This window comes from Pseudomonas sp. FP1740 (assembly GCF_030687165.1).
In the GTDB taxonomy this organism is placed as follows: Bacteria; Pseudomonadota; Gammaproteobacteria; order Pseudomonadales; family Pseudomonadaceae; genus Aquipseudomonas.
The window spans coordinates 6,587,204-6,605,872 of the sequence record NZ_CP117461.1; the positions used below are offsets into that span (position 1 = coordinate 6,587,204).

Genomic DNA, 18,669 nt, shown 5'->3' on the forward strand with positions numbered 1-18,669 from the left:
TCGTTCACGAAAAAGGCATCGTCGATTTGATTGTTATAATATAACATGCCAAATCAACTCCCACGATGGACCTGCTCATGAATGCGCTGACTCTGCCGGATATCGCCGCGCAGGCCTCACGCCAAGCCCTGCCACTCGATTGGGTGGGCATGTGCGGCATTGCTCTTCCTGTTTTATTCGATGGCCAGCGACTGAGTGCAAAGGCCGACGCTGGCGTTAGCCTCGACGATGGAGAGGCGCGTGGCATCCATATGTCGCGGCTGTACCTGGCGCTGGAAATGCTTGAGCAGGAAAACCTTTCACCCGCGTTGTTGCGGCGAGTCTTGCTGAGTTTTCTCGAGACTCATGAAGGACTTTCCCACAACGCTTACCTAAAAATTCACACCGAACTTCTGCTCAAAAGACCTGCGCTCGTCAGTCCGTTGGCCGGCTGGAAAACCTATCCGGTGAGCATCGAAGCGAGTCTGAAAAACGCGATGTTCCACGTGGAACTAAAAATCGACGTTCCATATTCCTCAACCTGTCCGTGCTCAGCAGCCCTTTCGAGGCAGTTGATTCAGCAGCAATTCGTTGATGACTTTGCCAATCAACCATTGCAACACGCAGACGTTCTGGCTTGGCTCGGTTCCACGAAAGGCATCATCGCGACGCCGCATAGCCAACGCAGCAATGCACAATTGCAGCTGCGTCTGGATGACTATCTGGATGACCTGCCGCTAATCGCCGCGATCAACGACGCGGAAGCAGCCCTCGGCACTGCTGTGCAAACCGCCGTGAAACGCGCCGACGAACAAGCTTTCGCCCTCGCCAACGGTCAGAACCTGATGTTCTGTGAAGACGCCGCGCGACGCCTGAACCTGGCCCTGAAACGCTCCCCGGGCATCAACGCCTTTCACGTGCGAGTCGTCCACGCTGAAAGCCTTCACGCCCATGATGCCGTCGCCGAAAGCCGCTGGAACTGGGAGGCCGCATGATCCGATGCCAAGCCTTGCGCTGGGGCGCACCCGGTCAGCCGCTCACTCCAGCGGTTGATTTCGAACTGCCCAAGGGGAGTCTGACCGCCGTCATCGGCGCCAACGGGTCGGGCAAAAGCAGCCTGCTGAAAGTCATCGCCGGCCTGCAAAAGCCACTGGCCGGCAACGTCGTCGTTGATGTTCCACGCAAGAGCGGCCTTTCGTTCATGCCTCAGCAACAACACCTGGACCGGCAATTCCCCATCAGCCTGCAAGAGTTGGTGACCGCAGGTTTCTGGGGCAGCAAGCAAACTCCGGAAACTCGCAGCCAGCGACTCAAGGCTGCACTGGAAGACTGGTGCCTGAGCGGTCTGGAACATCGCCCGTTAATGGCCCTCTCCGGAGGCGAATTGCAACGTGCCCTACTCGCCCGACTGAGCCTCGCCGAAGCGCCCTTGCTGCTGCTCGACGAACCCCACGCCGCGCTCGACGAACTCGGCCAGGCGCTGCTCTGGAAACACCTCCACGCCTGGCATGCAGACGGCCGAACCCTGGTCGTGGTGTGTCATGACTTGGCCGCCGTGCGCCAACAGATTCCACAAGCGCTACTGATCAAAAGCAGCGGCTGCGTCCTCGGTCCCAGTACCGAGCTGATTCGCCAACAACCTCAGACGCAGGTGGCTTGATGATCGCCGCTGCTCACCTTTGGCAACCGTTTCACGAATTCGTATTTATGCGTCGGGCACTGCTGGGTGGCCTTGTTCTAGCCTGCAGCACGGCGCCACTTGGAGTGTTTCTGATCCTGCGGCGCATGAGTCTGATCGGCGACGCAGTTGCTCACGGCATCTTGCCCGGCGCCGCATTGGGCTTCTGGTACGCAGGCTTGAGCCTGCCCGCGCTGACCATTGGCGGCCTCGGTGCCGGCCTGAGCATGGCAGGACTGGCCGCCTGGATTACCCGCCGCACCGGCTTGCGGGAGGACGCGAGCCTGGCCGCGATTTACCCGATATCGCTGGCCAGCGGCGTGTTGATCCTCGGCATCGCCGGCAAGCGGCTGGACCTGTTGCACCTGTTGTTCGGCTCGGCGCTGGCGGTCGATGGCCCGACCTTGACCGGCATGCTCTGGGTCTCGGGCTTCAGCCTGATCGCCATGGCGCTCATCTACAAACCACTGTTGCTGGACACCCTCGACCCGCTCTTTCTGCAAACCGTCAGCCGTCTCGGACCGCTGGCTCATGGGGTATTTCTGACGTTGGTGGTGCTGAACCTGGTGATCGGTTTCCAGGCTATCGGCGCGCTGATGGTGGTCGGTTTGATGATGCTACCGGCCGCCGCTTCTCGCTTCTGGAGTCGCCGTTTACCGGTGCTGATCGCCATCGCCGCGCTGCTCGGCTGCCTCTCGGTCTGGCTCGGATTGTTGCTGTCGTTCTACTACTCGCTGCCCAGCGGCCCGGCAATCGTGCTGGTGGCTGGCGGTTTGTATCTGCTGTCCGTGGTGTTCGGTCCGGTACACGGTTTGCTGCGCCGCCCGCCTTTGCTCACATCCCAATGAGGTGTAACCCGATGCGCGCTTTACTCGTGCTGTTCAGTCTGATGCTGTCGACGTCGCTGTCTGCCGCGGAAAAACTCCAGGTGGTCACCAGCTTCAGCATCCTCGCCGACATGACCCATCAGGTCGGCGGCGACCATATTCAGATCACCAACATGGTCGGTCCGGACGCCGATGCCCACACCTACGAACCGACGCCGGACGATGCAAAGGCATTGCTCAACACCAGACTGATCATCAAGAACGGGCTGGGTTTCGAGCCATGGCTGGACCGCCTGGTGACCAGCACCGAAACCAAAGCCCCGGTCATCAGCGCCAGCCACGGTGTCATTCCGCGCTCGCTGGATGAAGACGGCGAAACCATTCCCGACCCGCACGCCTGGCACAACCTGGCGAACACCGAGTTGTACATCAGCAACATCACCAAAGCGCTGATCGCCGCCGACCCTGCAAACAAAACCGACTACGAACACAACAGCCAAGCCTATCTAAAAAAGATCTACGCCCTGCTCGCCGAAGCCAAAGCCAAGCTCGGTTCGCTGCCGCCGGGTAATCGCAAAATCGTCACCTCCCATGATGCCTTCGGCTATCTCGGTCAGGCTTACGGCATCAACTTCATGGCACCGCAAGGTCTGTCCACCGAACGCGAACCTTCGGCCGCCGAAGTCGCTGCGCTGATCACACAGATCCGTCAGGCCAAGGTCAAAGCGGTGTTCATGGAAAACATCAAGGACACGCGCCTGCTCAAGCAAATCGCTGATGAAAGCGGCGCGCATATCGGTGGCACGTTGTACTCCGATGCCCTCGCTGCAACTGGCCCGGCCAGCACTTTCACCGGGCTGTTCGAATACAACCTCAACACCTTGTACGAGGCATTGAGCAAGCCATGATCCGCAAGAATCCTTCAGGTGATCTGCCGTTGATTGCGGAGTCGGCGTACGTGGATAAAACCGCAATCATCTGCGGCAAAGTGGTGATCGGCGAGAACGTCTTCGTCGGCCCCTACGCGGTGATTCGCGCCGATGAAGTGGACGACTCGGGCGAGATGGAAGCCATCACCATCGGCGCCAATTCGAACATCCAGGACGGCGTGGTGATCCACTCCAAGTCCGGCGCGGCGGTGACCATCGGCGAGTTCAGCTCAATCGCCCACCGCTCCATCGTCCATGGCCCCTGCAGCGTCGGTAATCGCGTGTTCATCGGTTTCAACAGCGTGCTGTTCAACTGCGCGGTGGGCGACGGTTGCGTGGTGCGGCACAACTCGGTAGTCGATGGTCGTGACTTGCCTGACGCCTTCTACGTGCCCTCCACCACACGCATCGGCCCCAACACCGACCTGTCGCAGTTCCCACCAGTCAGCGTCAGCGCCTCGGAGTTTTCCGAAGACGTAGCGCGCACCAACGTCGATTTGGTGCGCGGCTACAAAGCCCTGCAGAACGAGTTCTGACCATGAGCAGTGTACTGATTCGCAACGCCCGGTTGGTGAACGAAGGTCGGGATTTCGACGGTGATCTGCTGGTAAGCCACGGTCGCATCGTCAAGATCGCCAGCAGCATCGAAGGCGAAAAAGCCGCCGTGGAAATCGACGCAAACGGCCAATGGCTGCTGCCAGGCATGATCGATGACCAGGTGCATTTCCGTGATCCAGGAGCACCGGACAAGGGCAGCTTCCATACCGAGTCCCGAGCGGCGGTGGCCGGCGGCATCACCAGCTTCATGGACATGCCCAACACCTCGCCGGCCACCCTGACCCTCGCCGCGCTGGCAGACAAGAAGCGTCGAGCGGCAACTCACTCAGTGGCCAATTACGGTTTTCATTTCGGCGTGAGCAACGACAATCTCGACACCATCGCCGCGCTCAATCCTTGCGAAGTGGCCGGGGTCAAAGTGTTCATGGGCGCCTCCACGGGCAATATGCTGGTGGACGATCCGCGAACTCTTGAGCGATTGTTCGCCGAGGTGCCGACCCTTTTGTTGGCCCACTGCGAACACACGCCCAGCATTGAAGCCAACGCGGCGAACCTGCGAGAGCTGTTCGGCGAGCACCTTCCGCCCGCCGCTCACCCGCTTATCCGCAATGCCGAAGCGTGCTTTCGATCCTCCTCAATGGCCGTCGATCTAGCCAGACGTCACGGCACCCGTCTGCACGTTTTGCACCTGACCACCGCCCGTGAGCTGGCACTGTTCGAAGACAAGCCGCTGGCACAGAAACGCATCACTGCCGAGGCTTGCCTGCATCATTTGCTGTTCGACGACCGCGACTACCCGAGCCTCGGCAACCTGATCAAATGCAACCCGGCAATCAAGACCCAGGCCGACCGCGATGCCTTGCGCAAAGCACTGTTGAGTAATCGACTGGACGTGATCGGCAGCGATCACGCGCCTCACACCTGGGCCGAAAAACAGCGCCCCTACAGCCAGGCGCCGTCCGGTTTACCGTTGGTGCAACACGCCCTACCCGCACTGTTGGAACTGGTGGCTGATGAGATCCTGCCGATCACCACCCTTGTGGCCAAAACCAGTCACCGGGTCGCCGATCTGTTTGCCATTCCCGACCGCGGCTACCTGCGCGAAGGGTATTGGGCCGACCTGGTGTTGATCAAACACGAGCCCGATGGCGTGGCCGTTTCCCGGCAACCCATCCTTTCGCAATGTGGCTGGACGCCCTTCGCCCGGCATCGCTTTCGCCACAGCGTCAGCACCACCGTCGTATCGGGGCAAATTGCCTGGCACGCCAATCGTCTACATGACACCTGCCAGGGTTTACCCCTGCGGTTCATGCGCTAACGCACGTCTGGAAGACTTCGAGAACACCGACATGATCCACATCACCCTGCCCGATGGCTCCTTGCGTGAATACGACCAGCCGCTGTCCGTGTATGAGGTTGCCGCGAGCATCAGCCTCGGCCTGGCTAATGCGGCGGTCGCGGGTCGGGTGGACGGTGTGCTGGTGGACTGTGGATTCCTGATTGAGTGCGACGCCCGGGTCAGTATCGTCACGTCCCAGGAACCCGACGGTCTGGAGATCCTTCGCCGTTCCTGTGCGCTGATGCTGGCCATGGCCGTGAAACAGCTGCATCCGAATGCACAGCTGCGGGCCGGATCGGTGCTGGGTGACGGCTTCTTTTATGAATTTGCTTTCCGGCGATCGTTAACCCTGGCTGCGCTGCCAATGATCGAAGCGCGCATGCGTGCACTGGCGGCAACCAATCACTCGATCCGCCGTCAGGAACCAGCCTCGCGCGCGACGAGTAGCGAAGGGTTATCGCTGTATCGACTGGGGGGCTTCGAAGGTTTCGCTGAAGGCCCGCATGTTCCCACCACCAAGGTATTGCAGGCTTTCGCGCTGGACCATATCAGCGGCACGTTGCAGCAACGGATCTACGGCACATGCTGGTCCAGCCAACAGGAGCTGAACATCTGGCGAGCGCCGCCGCTGGTGATGGTAGTGAACATCGATGAGCGTCAGAGCGCTTATGCACACTCTGTGACCGAGACGCTGCGCCGTCGTGGACTGCGCGCCAACTCGGACCTGCGCAATGAGAAAATCAGCCACAAGATTCGCCAGCACAGCCAGAAGGTTCCTTATCTGTTAGTGGTGGGAGAGAAGGAAAGGGACGGTGGGTTTGTCAGTATGCGCAGTGGCAGCGGGGAGGATTTCGGGGAGCAAGGGATTGAGGCGGTGTGTGAGTTGTTGAGTCAGCCCAAGACTGGAGGTGCCTGAGCGGACGCCTTCGCGGGCGAGCCTCGCTCCCACAGGGATCGCGTATGACCTTGTGGAAGCGAGCCTGCTCGCGATGTTTTTAGGCTCTTGGCTTCACTGTGCCGCAATCCTGGCCCAACCACACAGCGCGAGTATCGAGGCTACCCTTCTGCTGAATGCCAGTGGCATTGAAAGTGCCGTTGACCTTGGTGGTGAACTCACGATCGCTCATAAAAGTGGCCACTCCGTTGCCTTGGGCTTTCGGACAGCTGAAACGGAATTTCCACTGGTTGCCGGTACGCTCGGTAATTTCCTGCCTGCAGCCCGATTGCGGGTCCGTCAGCGGAATATTGTCATTCTTCACCTGCTCAGGCGTCAGGCAGGCCCGAATCCCTTTACCACCCATGGTGATCCCCTGCTTTTCCAGCTGCGCGCGCTGTGCAGGGGTCATCTGACTCTGTATCTGGCCGAGAATCAACTGCAGATCGGGCAGGTTCTGGTCATCGACCTTCATGTTGCTTGAAGTCATTTCCCACAAACCTGGTTGCAACATCTGCGCCTGAGCGGCCACAGGAAGTGTCAAACCAAACGCAATGGCCAAGCCCAGCAGACGAACGTTCATCGAGTAACTCCTGATCATTAGTGGCCGTTAGACGTCAGCCACGGGCTTCGGTTCATGGGCCAATTAAATAGCGACATTCTGCCCGGAACATGGTCTGTTAAGCATTGAATCTTCAAGGAGCAAGGCTGCCCCATGGATTATTTCGGACCGCATGTATTCGGTTATCTGATCGCACTGTTGCACACACTGGGCTCGATCGCCGCCATCCATGCCGTGTTGACCGTTCGAACCGCTCAAGGCTCGATCGCCTGGGCCCTGTCACTGCTGTTCATTCCTTACCTCACGCTTATCCCGTATCTGGTATTTGGCCGCAGCACCTTCGATGGTTACATCAAGGCCAGGCGACAAGCCAACGAGGAAATGCGCAAGGCCATCTCCGAACTGAACTGGCGCCCCTGGGTAGAAGAGGCACTGGCTGCGCGCGCCTCCAGCGCTTACGCATCTTTGCGGGCGATGCCAAAGCTGGGACGCATGCCGTGTCTGGCGAACAATGAAGTGCACTTGTTGATCGACGGCCGGGCCACGTTCGATGCGATTTTCGACGCCATCAGCAAGGCCAGGCAAGCGGTACTGATCCAGTTCTTCATCATCCACGATGACCGCCTCGGCCAACGCCTGCATGCCCTACTAATGAAGAAAGCGGCCGAGGGTGTGGCGATTTACTTGCTCTACGACCGTATCGGCAGCCACTCCCTGCCCCACGAGTATGTGCAGCCGTTGCGAGATGCCGGCATCGAGGTCAAAGCCTTCGCCACCCGCAGCGGCTGGCTCAACCGCTTTCAGGTCAATTTCCGCAACCACCGCAAGATCGTAGTCGTCGACGGGATTGTCGGATTTGTCGGCGGGCTCAATGTCGGCGACGAGTACATGGGCGAGAAACCACCCCTGGCGCCCTGGCGCGATACCCACGTGCAAGTTCGCGGGCCAGTGGTGGCCTGCATGCAGGAGTCCTTCGCCGAAGACTGGTTCTGGGCAGCCCGCTCGCTGCCCCCGCTGATCCTGCCAGACGTTTATCCGGATGACGGCGTGCTCTGCCAATTACTGGCCAGCGGCCCGGCGGATTCCTACGAAACCTGTTCGCTATTCTTCGTCGAAGCCATCCATGCAGCGACGGAGCGAGTGTGGATCACCAGCCCCTACTTCATCCCCGACGAAGCCGTATTCGCCGCGTTGCGACTGGCGGTGCTGCGCGGTGTGGACGTGCGGATCCTGTTGCCGTCGCGACCGGATCACCGGATCGTCTACGCCGCTTCCAGCCTCTACGCCTTCGAAGCGGTACGTGCCGGGGTGCGTATGTTCCGTTACCAACCTGGATTCTTGCATCAGAAAGTGGTGCTGATCGACAGCGAAATCAGTGCCATTGGCAGCGCCAATATGGATAACCGTTCGTTCCGGCTGAATTTCGAAGTGATGTTGCTGACAGTCGACAGCGGATTTGCCGCCGACGTGGAACAGATGCTCAACAACGACTTCGCCCAGGCTCACGAAATCGCCAAAGAAGAAAGCCGGGAGACCCACCGACTGCAACAGGTCGGCATGCGGATCGCCCGGCTGATTTCACCGATTCTCTAGTTGTAGATGTCGTCACGGGTCCACGGCAGTTCATGGCTGCCATCAGGATGGGCTTTCACCGCGAGGATTTGATGCAGGTTGATCCAGCCTCTGGCGAAGGCATAGGCGCACCCCGCCAGATACAACCGCCAGATCCGTAGTGCCTGCTCCGGTACCAGTTTGGCGGCGGCTTCCAGATTGTCTTCCAGGCGTTCGCTCCAGTGGTCCAGGGTCCGCGCGTAATGCAGGCGCAGGCTCTCGACATCGACAATCTCCAGCCCCGCTTCGCTGATCTCGGCCGAGATCATCGCCAGGTGCGGCAGTTCGCCGTTGGGGAACACATACTTCTCGATGAACTCACCAGCACCGCGCCCGACCGGACGACCGTCGGTGTGTTTGGCGGTAATCCCGTGGTTCATCACCAGACCGCCCTCTTTCACCGCGCCGAACAAGGTTTTGCAGTATTCGGCCAGATTGGCGTGGCCGACGTGTTCGAACATGCCGACGCTGACCACCTTGTCGAAACGCCCGTCCTGAGGCAGATCGCGGTAGTCGAGCAGTTGCAGCTCGATCTGGTCTTCCAGGCCTTCGGCTTTCACCCGCTCACGAGCCAAATCCAATTGCGCTTGACTGAGCGTGATCCCGAACACCTTCGCGCCGAACTCCCGCGCGGCATACCGCGCCAACCCGCCCCAGCCGCAACCGACATCCAGCAGATACTCCCCTGGCTGCAAGCGCAACTTGCGGCACAGGTGGCGAAACTTGGCTTGTTGAGCCTGCTCAAGGGTTTCACTGCCGGTCTCGAAGTAAGCGCAGGAATACGCCATGTCGCTGTCGAGCCACAGCTGATAGAACTCGTTGGAAAGGTCGTAGTGGTAGGAGATGGCTTTGGCGTCGGTTTCCTTGTCGTGAACCAGGCGCACCGGTTGCGCATCGTCGTCTTCGCTGATCAGCGCCTGACTCCATTCATCGCAGACACGAATCACGTCGCTGATGGAGCCTTCCAGCTCCAGTTTGCCTTCGACGAACGCCGCCCCCAGCGCGTCCAGGCTCGGATGGGTGAACTGGGTAACCATGTGCGGGTCCTTGACCACAATGGTGACGCTGGGCGTCGGCCCCAAGTTGAACTCATGGCCGTCCCAGAGTCGCAAGCGAAGCGGTAACTGAAGATTCTGTAAGGCCGGTGGAAGTTGCGCGAGCATGAAAAGTCCCCCTTGTTTCAGACGTCAGATCTGAGGGTAGACCATCCTTGAAAAATAGCAGGCTATCGAATTAATAGCCTTTTTCTATTCCCGGTGTTGCCACCAACGGTAAAGCCGCCAATGGGCGAGCCTTGATATGCCCCGCCTCTAACCTAAAAGACTACAAACCCGGCACACAGTTCTGAAAAGTTGAGTAGTCGCTCACACCTCATCCTTAAGCTTGAGTAGGGGTTCCTGAAAGCGTAGCAAACGCCCAGCGTTACCGAGCACCAATAACGTACTCAAGTTGTGCAACAGCGCGGCAATCATCGCACCGGCCGCGCCCAGCCAGCCGAATGCGGCGAAGGCGACAATCGCCAGGGTCCAGCCCAGACCGATGATCACATTGACCTGCAAAGTCTGACGGCATTGGCGACTCAAGCGCACACAGGTTCCGAGCCGGCGCAGGTCGCTGCCGATCAGTACGATGTCGGCCGAGGCCAGCGCGATGTCCGCACCGCCCGCCCCCATGGCCACGCCAACCACACCGGCCTTGAGCGCCAGGGAATCGTTGATCCCGTCGCCGACCACCATCGGCCGGAAACCACTGCCGATTTCTTTCAGCACACGGTTGAGTTTGTCCTCGGGCAACGCCTGGGCTTCGACATCGCTGATGCCCACATCCCGGGCCAGGGTGTGCGCCACGCTGTGCCGATCCCCGGTGAGCAATAGCTGACGCCCCAGGCCCAGCTCACGCAACTCGTTCAGGGCAAATCGTGCCTCGGGTTTGACGCTGTCAGCGAGCAATAGCCAGGCGAGAAACTCGCCATCGAGTGCCAACCCGGCGATCGGGCCATCGTGTTTTGGAACGGCTGAAGTGACGATGCCCAATTGCGCGAACAGCTCCGGACGACCGAGGGCCGCTTCGCCCTGCTCCGTCATCGCCACGACACCCAGTCCTTGACGCTCGCGGATGTCAGAGAGCAGCAGAAAATGTTCCTGAGTGACCAACCCGGCCAACGCGCGGCTGACCGGGTGGCTGCTGGCAGAGCCAAGGCTGGCGGCGAGTTTCAGTACGTGACTGCGATCTTTCAGGGGGCTGTCGATCGATTGCAGGCGCAAGGTGCCGAACGTCAGGGTTCCGGTCTTGTCGACCACCAACGACGTCAGGTCGGCCAATTCTTCGAGGAACGCCGAGCTGCGAATCAGAATCCCGTGCCGAGCAGCGACCGCCACCCCGGCAATCGCCGTGGCCGGTGCCGACAACACCAGCGCGCAAGGACAGGCCGCCACCAACACCGCAAGCATCGCCTGGGCATCGTTGGTGACGAACCAGGTCACAGCGGCCAGCAGCAACACCAGCACCATGTAGCTGCCGGCGTAGCGTTCGAGCAAACGGGTGATCGGCGGCTTGGAGCGTTCGGCGTTTTGCATCAGCGCGATGACTTTACCCAGTGTCGACTCGTGACCGGTGCGGGTCACTTCAATGCGCAGCAGGCCATCGAGGTTGATCGCCCCGCCGAACACCGGCATGCCCACGACGGCCTCTATGGGTACCGACTCACCGGTGATCGATGCCGTGTCGAGACTCGCCTGACCTGACAACACCCGGCCATCGGCCGGCACGCGATCACCGGCACGCACCTCCACGAGGTCGCCAGCCTTGAGTGTGCCGTTATCCACTTCGACGATGGTGCCGTCAGCCTGAATCTTGCGTGCATGGCTGCGGGTCAGTTTGCCGAGGGCGTGAATAGCCTCCTGGGAACCGATCACACTGCGCTCTTCCAGCACATGGCCGAAGATCATGATGATCGGCAGCAGTGCCGCAGTCAGCAGATCGCCAGTGGCCCAGGCACCGAGCATGGCCAGGGCGATCAATTGATCGGTGATCCCGTGCAGGCTCGGATAACGCAGGCTGTACCACGCCGAACGCATGACCGGCACGGCCACCAGCAACGAAGCAAAACCCAGCAGCAATTGGCTGATGCCGGTCTGTTCCGGCAACGACCAGCGCCAGATCAGGCCGAGCGCAAGCAAGCCCAGTGCAAGCATGGCCAGGGTCAACTGGCGCGCGGCGCTACGTTGTTCAGCCGAGGACAACATGCTCGGCGCGGCGGCGGTTTGGGCAGTCATTGTGCAGCTCCCTGAATGATCAGGCGGGAATCGTCTTTCGGATCGACCGTCGTCACCGAACCAGCCTGACCGAGAATCTTCGGCATCCGCTCACGGTAAATACGCAGCAGCATTTGCGGGTCCGTGCCCTGCTGTTGTGCCTTGGCCAGGCTTAATACTGTGGCGGTGTCGGTGGAGGCTTTGGCCAGGCGTTCGCTGGCCTGGGCGTGAGCCACTTGCAGCGTGCGGTCGGCTTGTTCATTGGCGGACTGAGTCAGCTTCTCGGCTTCCGTGCGCGCATTGGCCACGGCCTTGTCAGCTTGCTGGCTGGCAGTTAACACGGCGTTGAACGCGCTCACCGCCGGGCCGGGCAGACTCGACTGCACATCGACCCGCGCCACTTCGATACCCAAGCCCTGCCCGGTCGCCGTCAGTTCGGCCAAGCGTTGATTGATGCCTCGCACCAGATCGCCGCGCAGACGTTCGCGACGTTCGGCAGCCTGATTGTCGGCACCGATCAGTTCCGGTCGAGCCACCAGAATGGTGTCCAGGTCTCGCGCCGCGGTGAGTGCCACGGCACTGCGCGTCACCAGTCGATCCAGAGCCGGCAACACATGCTCACCCTGAAGAACGAAGGCATAGGGCTCAGTGACTTTGTAGAACACCCGCACATCCAGCTGCACCACGCCCGCGTCACCGGTCAACAGATAGCCGGAGCCGGCTAGCGCATCGCTGAGGGGTGTGGCGAAGCTCGCCACCCGGTCGGCCTGCAACGCGGCATCGGTGCGCAGCAGATTTTCCACCCGACGCTCGATCACCCGATCCGCTGCCGGCAACAAGATCACCTGCTCAAACGGTCGCGGCCACGCCAACAGTAAGCCGGCATTTTGAATGCGATCCAGTGCGCCGAAGTGCAGCACCACGGCACGATTCTGCGGATCGATCTGCCGCACATTGGAAAATGCCCACGCCAAAGCAGCCAGCACGGTCACGGCGTAAAGCGCGAGAAAAGCCAAGCGCCCGGCCTGAATCCAGGGGCTGCTCAATTCATTTGTTCCACGTGGAACCAAACTCATGGCTGCGACCCGGACTTGTTATCGAGCGTCGGCGGGCCGTCAACCAACACCCGGAACGGCGCCGCATCGGTGCGCAAAATCAGTTTGGTGCCCGGTGCGACGATGGTGCCCAAGGTGTCGAGGGAACGCAGCAAATTGTAGAGCTGCGGTGAGCCAGCGTAGGCCCGCCCGTAAATCTGCGCAGCTTCGACGCGGGATTGCGCTTCGATGTCTGCGGCTTTTACCGTTGCAGCGGCTTGCACGATTCGCGCATCACGCTCGGCCGCAGAACGAATTTGTGCCGCTTCACGTTTGCCAATGGCCGTGCGTTCAGTGGCGATTGTTTCACGCTCGGCGCGCATACGATCGACCGTCGCGGTGAGCGTTACCGACGGCAGGGTCAAACGCTCGATGCCGACTTGCAGTACTCGCACGCCATAGGTGGTGAGCAACTGCTGATCAATCTGCTGACGCAACTGCGCTTCGAAGTCAGCGATGTGCACCTGGTTAGCGTCGGTGTTCACCAGGTTGGCCAAGTCGAAACTGCTGGCAGTAGTTTCCAGCGCCGAGCCGACAAAGGTGCGAATCTGCCGCGCGGCTTCGTCTGGCTGGTTCTGTACGGCACGCATAAAGCGTTGCACGTTGTCCGGATCGCCCTGTACCTGCCAGGCCACGTAGGCTTGCACGATGATGCGTAAACCGTCACGCGTGCCCACATCCTGCAAACCGCTGGAGGTGGTACGCAGCCGCAGATCCACCGGAATCGCCGCCTCGAACGGCGCCGGCCAACGCCAGCCAAGACCCGGCTCCAGCAATACCCGCGATGGATTACCGAAGCGGGTGATCACCGTGGCCTCCCCCGAGCGCACTTGCACCAGGCTCGCCGCCGCGATCGCAAACGCTACCAATAGCACTGCCCAGCCCATTCGCCGCCACGGGAATAGGCCGGCTTCGTGCGGATCACCATGGTGGTGATGGTGATGATGACCGTGGTGATGCCCGCCATGACCGTGATCGTGGCCGGTGTGGTCATCGTGGTCGTGATGATCGTGAATAGGCGTCGACTGGCTCAATGGGCGGCTCCTGGCTGAGCGGTATTACGCGACGGCGCAGGGTCAGCCGGCAGCGTGAATGTACGTAGGTCGATGGTCGGCGCATTGCTGCTGCCACCCAGACGGTGATCGAGAACCAGCAGCTTGGCGTTAGCCAGACCCTGGGTCAGTTGGCTGAGGTATTGCTCCAGTACAAAAGCCTGGCCGGCGCTGGAGTACGCCTTTCGCTCGGCGGCAAATTTCAGGTCGGCGGCCTGAGCGCTCGAGTTGATTTCATGGGCACTGGCCGTGGCTTGATCGCGAGCGATGCTGGCCTGCAATTGCGCCTGGTTGGTCGCCTCCGCTGCGGCACCGCGCTCGCGGGAGATCAATGCCTGGGCGCCAATCTGCGCCGCTTGCACGCCGTGATAGGCGTTCGCCGCACCCGCTGGCGGATGAATGGCCTCGACCACCGTGGCGAGAATTTCCACGCCGCTGTCGAGTTTTTGCAGGTCTGCCTGCACAGCTCGGCCGATGTCTTCGGCGAGCCCTACCCGGTCTTCACCGAGCAAACCATCGAGGGTTCGCGAGGCAAAATCGTGAACCAGAATTCGACTCGCGGTGCTGCGAATCAGCGTCGGCACGTCGGCGCTGTTGTACGTCGCGGCCAGAGCCGCTTGATCGCTCAGACCGATGCGATAGACGAAGCGCACGTCCATATTGACGATCTGAAAGCTCTGCTTGTCGGCACGGCTGCTGGCAATGACCTGGGATTTGTCATTCACATGGCTGGCGTCCCACAAGCGATTGGCAATGGCCGGTGCCGGGCCTTCGGCAGGTTCGGCCTCCACCGGTGCCGACGTTTCGCCGACGCTGGTGGCCAACTCGTGAACCACACCGTTTTCGACGCTCAGCACGCGCCCCAGCGGCCAGGGCAAACCAGCGTGCAAACCAGGACCGAAAACCTCTACCGGTTTGCCGAAACGCTCGTAGATCCCCCGCCCTTGCAGCGGAATTTCATGAATACCGGTGAGTAACCAACCGACAATTACCACCACCGCCAGCACCGGTAAAAACGCCCGTCGCATGTAGGTGAAGGCCCATATCTGGCGCAGGTCGATGCCGAAGCGGTTGTGCAACTCGTGCTGCAATGCCAGCAAGGGTTGCGGCGGCCAGCGCAGCATATCGGCGACAAAGCTTCGCGCCAGCCATGTCGGTTCAAGTTGTTCACGACGAGGGCTGAACAGCGACAACACGGCGCGCAGCAATAACTCGACGGCCACCAATCCCGGCAGCAAGCCGATCAGCACCGCCAGACGCACCGGCCACACTGCTGTTTCGCTGGCGAACAACAAACACAGGGCGCTGAGCACCAGGCCAATAATCGCGACCCGAGTCAGCTGCGCCAACGACCCGGCTTCGGGCCATTGGGCGACATTTTCCTGGGCCAGTTGCCGCTCCAGTACCAGCAAACCGAACGCCAGCAGCAACGACAACGCCGCGCCGACACTGGCCGATAATCCCAACGCGGCGGGCGGCAAAGCGAGGTTCCAGACCTGCTCGATGCTGTACAAACTCAACAACGCCCAGCCGCCAAGCCAGAGCGTCGGTGCACCGATCTGCCCCAGCAAGCGCAGCCAACGCTGACTGATGCCCTCCAGCAACCGCTCGTACCAGCCTTCGGCGACAACGACTTCTTCAGTGATAGCCACCGGCACCAACGCGTCCGGATTCATCGCTCGTACACGCCACTGCGTTACCCACCAGGCCGACTGCAGACCGGCGACCAACACCAGCAAACCGGCGCTCTGATTGACCAGCAACGCGGGCCAGAGCGACTGCGGTGCAAACAGCCCGACAAAAAACGCCAGCACCAGCCCTGCGGCCACCAAGGCACCCAAACCGATTGCCCATTGACGCAATCGACGTCCTTGAACGACCGCCTGCTGAAAGCGCGGCAGCCCTGCTATCTGTGCTCCATCGCCATCGAGATCGACTTGCATACCACCCCAGCCATTACTCAAATCACAATTCGTTACGATATAACGAAAATGGTGAAATTTTCGTCCTGAATCGTTCTATCTAAAAACGCTGAACCTGTCGCCAAGCTGAAGCCTTGACCGAAATGGTGAGAAACGCACATATTACGTTCGTAATTTTTTATTGAAGACTACTTTTTATCGATCCCGCCCCTCTCAATCCAGGAGTTGCACCATGAGCACCTATGACGTCGTGATTCTGGGCGCCGGCCCCGGCGGTTACAACGCAGCGATCCGCGCCGGGCAGTTGGGCTTGAAAGCGGCATGTGTGGAAGGCCGCGCCACCCTCGGCGGGACCTGCCTGAACGTCGGTTGCATGCCGTCCAAGGCATTGCTGCATGCCTCCGAGCTCTACGACGCGGCCATGGGGGCGGAATTCGCCAACCTCGGGATCGAGGTTAAACCTGTGCTCAACCTGGCTCAGATGATGAAACAGAAGGATGAAAGCGTCACAGGGTTGACCAAGGGTATCGAGTTTCTGTTTCGCAAAAACAAGGTCGACTGGATCAAGGGGTGGGGCCACATCGACGGGCCGGGCAGCGTCACAGTGACCGACAACCAGGGTGGCAAGATCCAGCTGAGCGCCAAAGACATCATCATCGCCACCGGTTCCGAACCCACTCCCCTGCCGGGCGTGGACATCGACAACCAACGCATCCTCGACTCCACGGGCGCACTGTCGCTGGCTGAAGTACCGAAGCACCTGGTGGTGATCGGCGCTGGAGTGATCGGCCTGGAACTGGGTTCGGTATGGCGGCGCCTGGGTGCTCAGGTGACGGTCGTCGAATTTCTCGACCGGATCTGCCCGGGTGTGGATGCTGAAGCCGGTAAAACCCTTCAGCGCTCATTGAGCAAGCAAGGCATCCGCTTCAAGTTGAGTTCGAAAGTCACCAGCGCCACCTCCTCGGCGAGCGGAGTTCAACTCAGTATCGAACCGGCCGCAGGTGGCACCGCCGAACTGCTGGAAGCCGACTACGTGCTGGTGGCTATCGGTCGTCGTCCTTACACTCAGGGCCTGGGGCTGGAGAACGTCGGCCTCGCCACCGACAAACGCGGCATGCTCGCCAACAAGGGCCACCGCACTGAGGCTGCGGGGGTCTGGGTGATCGGTGACGTCACCTCAGGGCCGATGCTCGCCCACAAGGCCGAAGACGAAGCCATGGCCTGCATCGAGCAGATCGTCGGCAAGGCTGGCGAGGTCAATTACGACCTGATCCCCAGCGTGATCTACACCAAACCGGAGCTGGCCAGCGTCGGCAAGACCGAAGAACAGCTGAAGGCCGAAGGTCGCGCCTACAAGGTCGGCAAATTCCCCTTCACCGCCAACAGCCGGGCGAAGATCAACCACGAAACCGAAGGCTTCGCCAAGGTACTGGCCGATGAGCGCACCGACGAAGTTCTCGGTGTGCACCTTGTGGGCCCGAGCGTCAGCGAAATGATTGGCGAATATTGCGTGGCCATGGAGTTCAGCGCCTCGGCCGAAGACATCGCCCTGACCTGCCATCCACACCCGACCCGCTCCGAGGCCTTGCGCCAGGCGGCGATGAACGTGGAAGGGATGGCGACGCAGATTTAGAACGATCAAAAGATCGCGGCCAAAGACTGCGATCTTTTCGCTTTTTCAGTCAGGCAAATGCCCCAACGGCAACGCACCCGGCGTCTTCACCGTGTGAATTGCAAAATTGCTGCGGATATCGCTCACGCCCGGCAATTTCAGCAATCGCCCGGTGAGGAAACGGTCATAGGCGCGCAAGTCCGGTACCACCACTTGCAGCAGAAAATCCGATTCCCCGGACACCAGAAACGCCGAAATCACCTCAGGCAATGCCGTCACGGCCAGGCGAAACGCTTCGGCTTGTTCATCGTTATGCCGTTCGACCTTGACCCCGACAAACACCGTCAGCCCAAGGCCCACTTCATCTCGATCGAGGTTGGCCTGATAGCCGCGAATCACACCGGCCTCTTCCAGCATCCGGACCCGACGCAAACAGGGCGAGGCCGACAAGCCGATCTCATCGGCCAGTTGTACGTTGCTCAGGCGTCCGTCCCGTTGCAGCGCCGTGAGGATTTTGCGGTCGTAGGCGTCCAGTTTCATGCTTTGGCAGATCCTGATGGTTCGATCATCATAAACTGGCAGGTTATGCCAAATATCGAAGCTTTAGAAGCTGACTACGCAACCACCTGCCCTGCCCCTCGGCCGTAGACTGACCCCACCAAATCGACAACGAATGGGGGGCAACATGACAGAACTCTGGCTGTTTTTCATGGCATTGACAGTGGTGTACCTGTTGCCGGGCCCGGACATGATTCTGCTGTTGCAGACCGGCGCTCGTCAGGGCAAAGGCGCGGCGCTGGCCACGGCATTGGGGTTGGGCGTGGCGCGCGGTTGTCATGTGGCATTGGCGGCATTGGGTTTGGCGACGCTGTTCAGGACTGCGCCCTGGACCTTCGACGTGGTGCGCCTGGCCGGCGCCGCGTACCTGCTCTGGATCGGCATTCAGTGCCTGCGCACCACGATGCTGCCGAGCTTGAACGGTGCAGACGCAAGGACTGCTAAACCACGGTGGCCGGAGGCGATCCAGCGCGGTTTGCTGACTAACCTGCTCAACCCCAAGGCGCTGCTGTTTTGCTCAGTGCTGCTGCCGCAGTTCATCAACCCTCAAGCCGGACCGGTGCTCGCGCAATTTGCGACCCTGGGCATGATGCTGGTCGGCGTCGGCTTGCTGTTCGACAGCGCCTACGCGCTGGTCGGCGCTGCGTTGGGCCGTTGGCTGCAACGCAGTCCATCGGCCCAACGGGTACAGCAGTGGTTGTTTGGCAGCCTGTTGATTGGTTTTGCTGTGCGGCTGACCTTTGTTCAACAAGCTTGAGCG

At 60.5% G+C, this 18,669-nt stretch carries 17 protein-coding genes and 1 pseudogene; 11 read left to right on the forward strand and 7 right to left on the reverse strand.

Annotated features, from left to right (window positions below):
• Positions 1-77 precede the first annotated feature (77 nt).
• From folE2 to PSH69_RS29760, 7 genes are read left to right on the forward strand one after another with little or no spacing between them, the layout of a single operon-like run.
• On the forward strand, positions 78-974 hold the full coding sequence (gene folE2 / locus PSH69_RS29730; RefSeq protein WP_305410591.1) for a GTP cyclohydrolase FolE2: 897 nt from the start codon (positions 78-80) through the stop codon (positions 972-974).
• On the forward strand, positions 971-1,639 hold the full coding sequence (locus PSH69_RS29735) for a metal ABC transporter ATP-binding protein (RefSeq protein ID WP_305410592.1): 669 nt from the start codon (positions 971-973) through the stop codon (positions 1,637-1,639). The genes folE2 and PSH69_RS29735 overlap by 4 nt, the downstream gene beginning before the upstream one ends.
• Positions 1,639-2,505 carry a metal ABC transporter permease gene (locus tag PSH69_RS29740; protein WP_305410593.1) on the forward strand — a complete coding sequence of 289 codons (867 nt, stop codon included), beginning with the start codon at positions 1,639-1,641 and terminating at the stop codon, positions 2,503-2,505. The genes PSH69_RS29735 and PSH69_RS29740 overlap by 1 nt, the downstream gene beginning before the upstream one ends.
• An 11-nt stretch (positions 2,506-2,516) precedes the next feature.
• The gene (locus tag PSH69_RS29745; RefSeq protein WP_305410594.1) at positions 2,517-3,392 is read left to right on the forward strand and encodes a metal ABC transporter substrate-binding protein; all 876 of its coding nucleotides are present in this window, start codon (positions 2,517-2,519) and stop codon (positions 3,390-3,392) included.
• Positions 3,389-3,949, forward strand: coding sequence for a DapH/DapD/GlmU-related protein (locus PSH69_RS29750; protein WP_019580363.1), 561 nt, complete (start codon positions 3,389-3,391; stop codon positions 3,947-3,949). The genes PSH69_RS29745 and PSH69_RS29750 overlap by 4 nt, the downstream gene beginning before the upstream one ends.
• Before the next feature lie 2 nt (positions 3,950-3,951).
• A complete protein-coding gene (locus tag PSH69_RS29755; protein WP_305410595.1) occupies positions 3,952-5,289 on the forward strand; it encodes a dihydroorotase in 1,338 nt (445 codons plus the stop codon).
• 31 nt (positions 5,290-5,320) lie between these two features.
• The gene (locus PSH69_RS29760) at positions 5,321-6,226 is read left to right on the forward strand and encodes a His/Gly/Thr/Pro-type tRNA ligase C-terminal domain-containing protein (protein ID WP_305410596.1); all 906 of its coding nucleotides are present in this window, start codon (positions 5,321-5,323) and stop codon (positions 6,224-6,226) included.
• Positions 6,227-6,305: 79 nt separating this feature from the next.
• Here PSH69_RS29760 and PSH69_RS29765 read toward each other — a convergent pair whose 3' ends face one another.
• A complete protein-coding gene (locus tag PSH69_RS29765; RefSeq protein WP_105342520.1) occupies positions 6,306-6,827 on the reverse strand; it encodes a DUF3617 domain-containing protein in 522 nt (173 codons plus the stop codon).
• A gap of 39 nt (positions 6,828-6,866) precedes the next feature.
• Here PSH69_RS29765 and PSH69_RS30395 point away from each other — a divergent pair.
• Both PSH69_RS30395 and cls read left to right on the forward strand, forming a co-directional pair.
• Positions 6,867-6,935: pseudogene (locus tag PSH69_RS30395) on the forward strand (hypothetical protein); the annotation flags it as partial.
• A 24-nt stretch (positions 6,936-6,959) separates the two neighbouring features.
• A complete protein-coding gene (cls, locus tag PSH69_RS29770) occupies positions 6,960-8,399 on the forward strand; it encodes a cardiolipin synthase (RefSeq protein ID WP_305410597.1) in 1,440 nt (479 codons plus the stop codon).
• Here cls and cfaB read toward each other — a convergent pair.
• The 5 genes from cfaB to hflK (PSH69_RS29795) all read right to left on the reverse strand — a co-directional run bounded on the left by cfaB (position 8,396) and on the right by hflK (PSH69_RS29795) (position 15,760).
• Complete coding sequence (gene cfaB, locus PSH69_RS29775) at positions 8,396-9,580, reverse strand: C17 cyclopropane fatty acid synthase CfaB (protein ID WP_111453104.1); 1,185 nt, start codon at positions 9,578-9,580, stop codon at positions 8,396-8,398. The genes cls and cfaB overlap by 4 nt on opposite strands.
• A gap of 201 nt (positions 9,581-9,781) precedes the next feature.
• Positions 9,782-11,692: a cation-translocating P-type ATPase gene (locus tag PSH69_RS29780; protein ID WP_305410598.1), complete on the reverse strand. Its 1,911-nt coding sequence runs from the start codon at positions 11,690-11,692 to the stop codon at positions 9,782-9,784.
• Entirely contained in the window at positions 11,689-12,747 is a 1,059-nt protein-coding gene (hflK, locus tag PSH69_RS29785; RefSeq protein ID WP_138866556.1) for a protease modulator HflK, read from the reverse strand. Before hflK (PSH69_RS29785) ends, PSH69_RS29780 begins: the two co-directional genes overlap by 4 nt.
• Positions 12,744-13,799, reverse strand: coding sequence for a protease modulator HflC (hflC, locus tag PSH69_RS29790; RefSeq protein WP_305410599.1), 1,056 nt, complete (start codon positions 13,797-13,799; stop codon positions 12,744-12,746). Before hflC ends, hflK (PSH69_RS29785) begins: the two co-directional genes overlap by 4 nt.
• Positions 13,796-15,760: a protease modulator HflK gene (gene hflK, locus PSH69_RS29795; protein ID WP_305410600.1), complete on the reverse strand. Its 1,965-nt coding sequence runs from the start codon at positions 15,758-15,760 to the stop codon at positions 13,796-13,798. The genes hflC and hflK (PSH69_RS29795) overlap by 4 nt, the downstream gene beginning before the upstream one ends.
• A gap of 211 nt (positions 15,761-15,971) precedes the next feature.
• Between hflK (PSH69_RS29795) and lpdA the strand changes: the two genes are divergently transcribed.
• Positions 15,972-17,372, forward strand: coding sequence for a dihydrolipoyl dehydrogenase (gene lpdA, locus PSH69_RS29800; RefSeq protein WP_305410601.1), 1,401 nt, complete (start codon positions 15,972-15,974; stop codon positions 17,370-17,372).
• Between the two features lie 45 nt (positions 17,373-17,417).
• Here lpdA and PSH69_RS29805 read toward each other — a convergent pair whose 3' ends face one another.
• Positions 17,418-17,891 (reverse strand): Lrp/AsnC family transcriptional regulator, encoded by a 474-nt coding sequence (locus PSH69_RS29805; protein WP_019580354.1) that lies wholly within the window; start codon positions 17,889-17,891, stop codon positions 17,418-17,420.
• A 145-nt stretch (positions 17,892-18,036) separates the two neighbouring features.
• Between PSH69_RS29805 and PSH69_RS29810 the strand changes: the two genes are divergently transcribed.
• Positions 18,037-18,666 carry a LysE family translocator gene (locus PSH69_RS29810; protein WP_064621373.1) on the forward strand — a complete coding sequence of 210 codons (630 nt, stop codon included), beginning with the start codon at positions 18,037-18,039 and terminating at the stop codon, positions 18,664-18,666.
• The last annotated feature ends 3 nt before the right edge of the window (positions 18,667-18,669 follow it).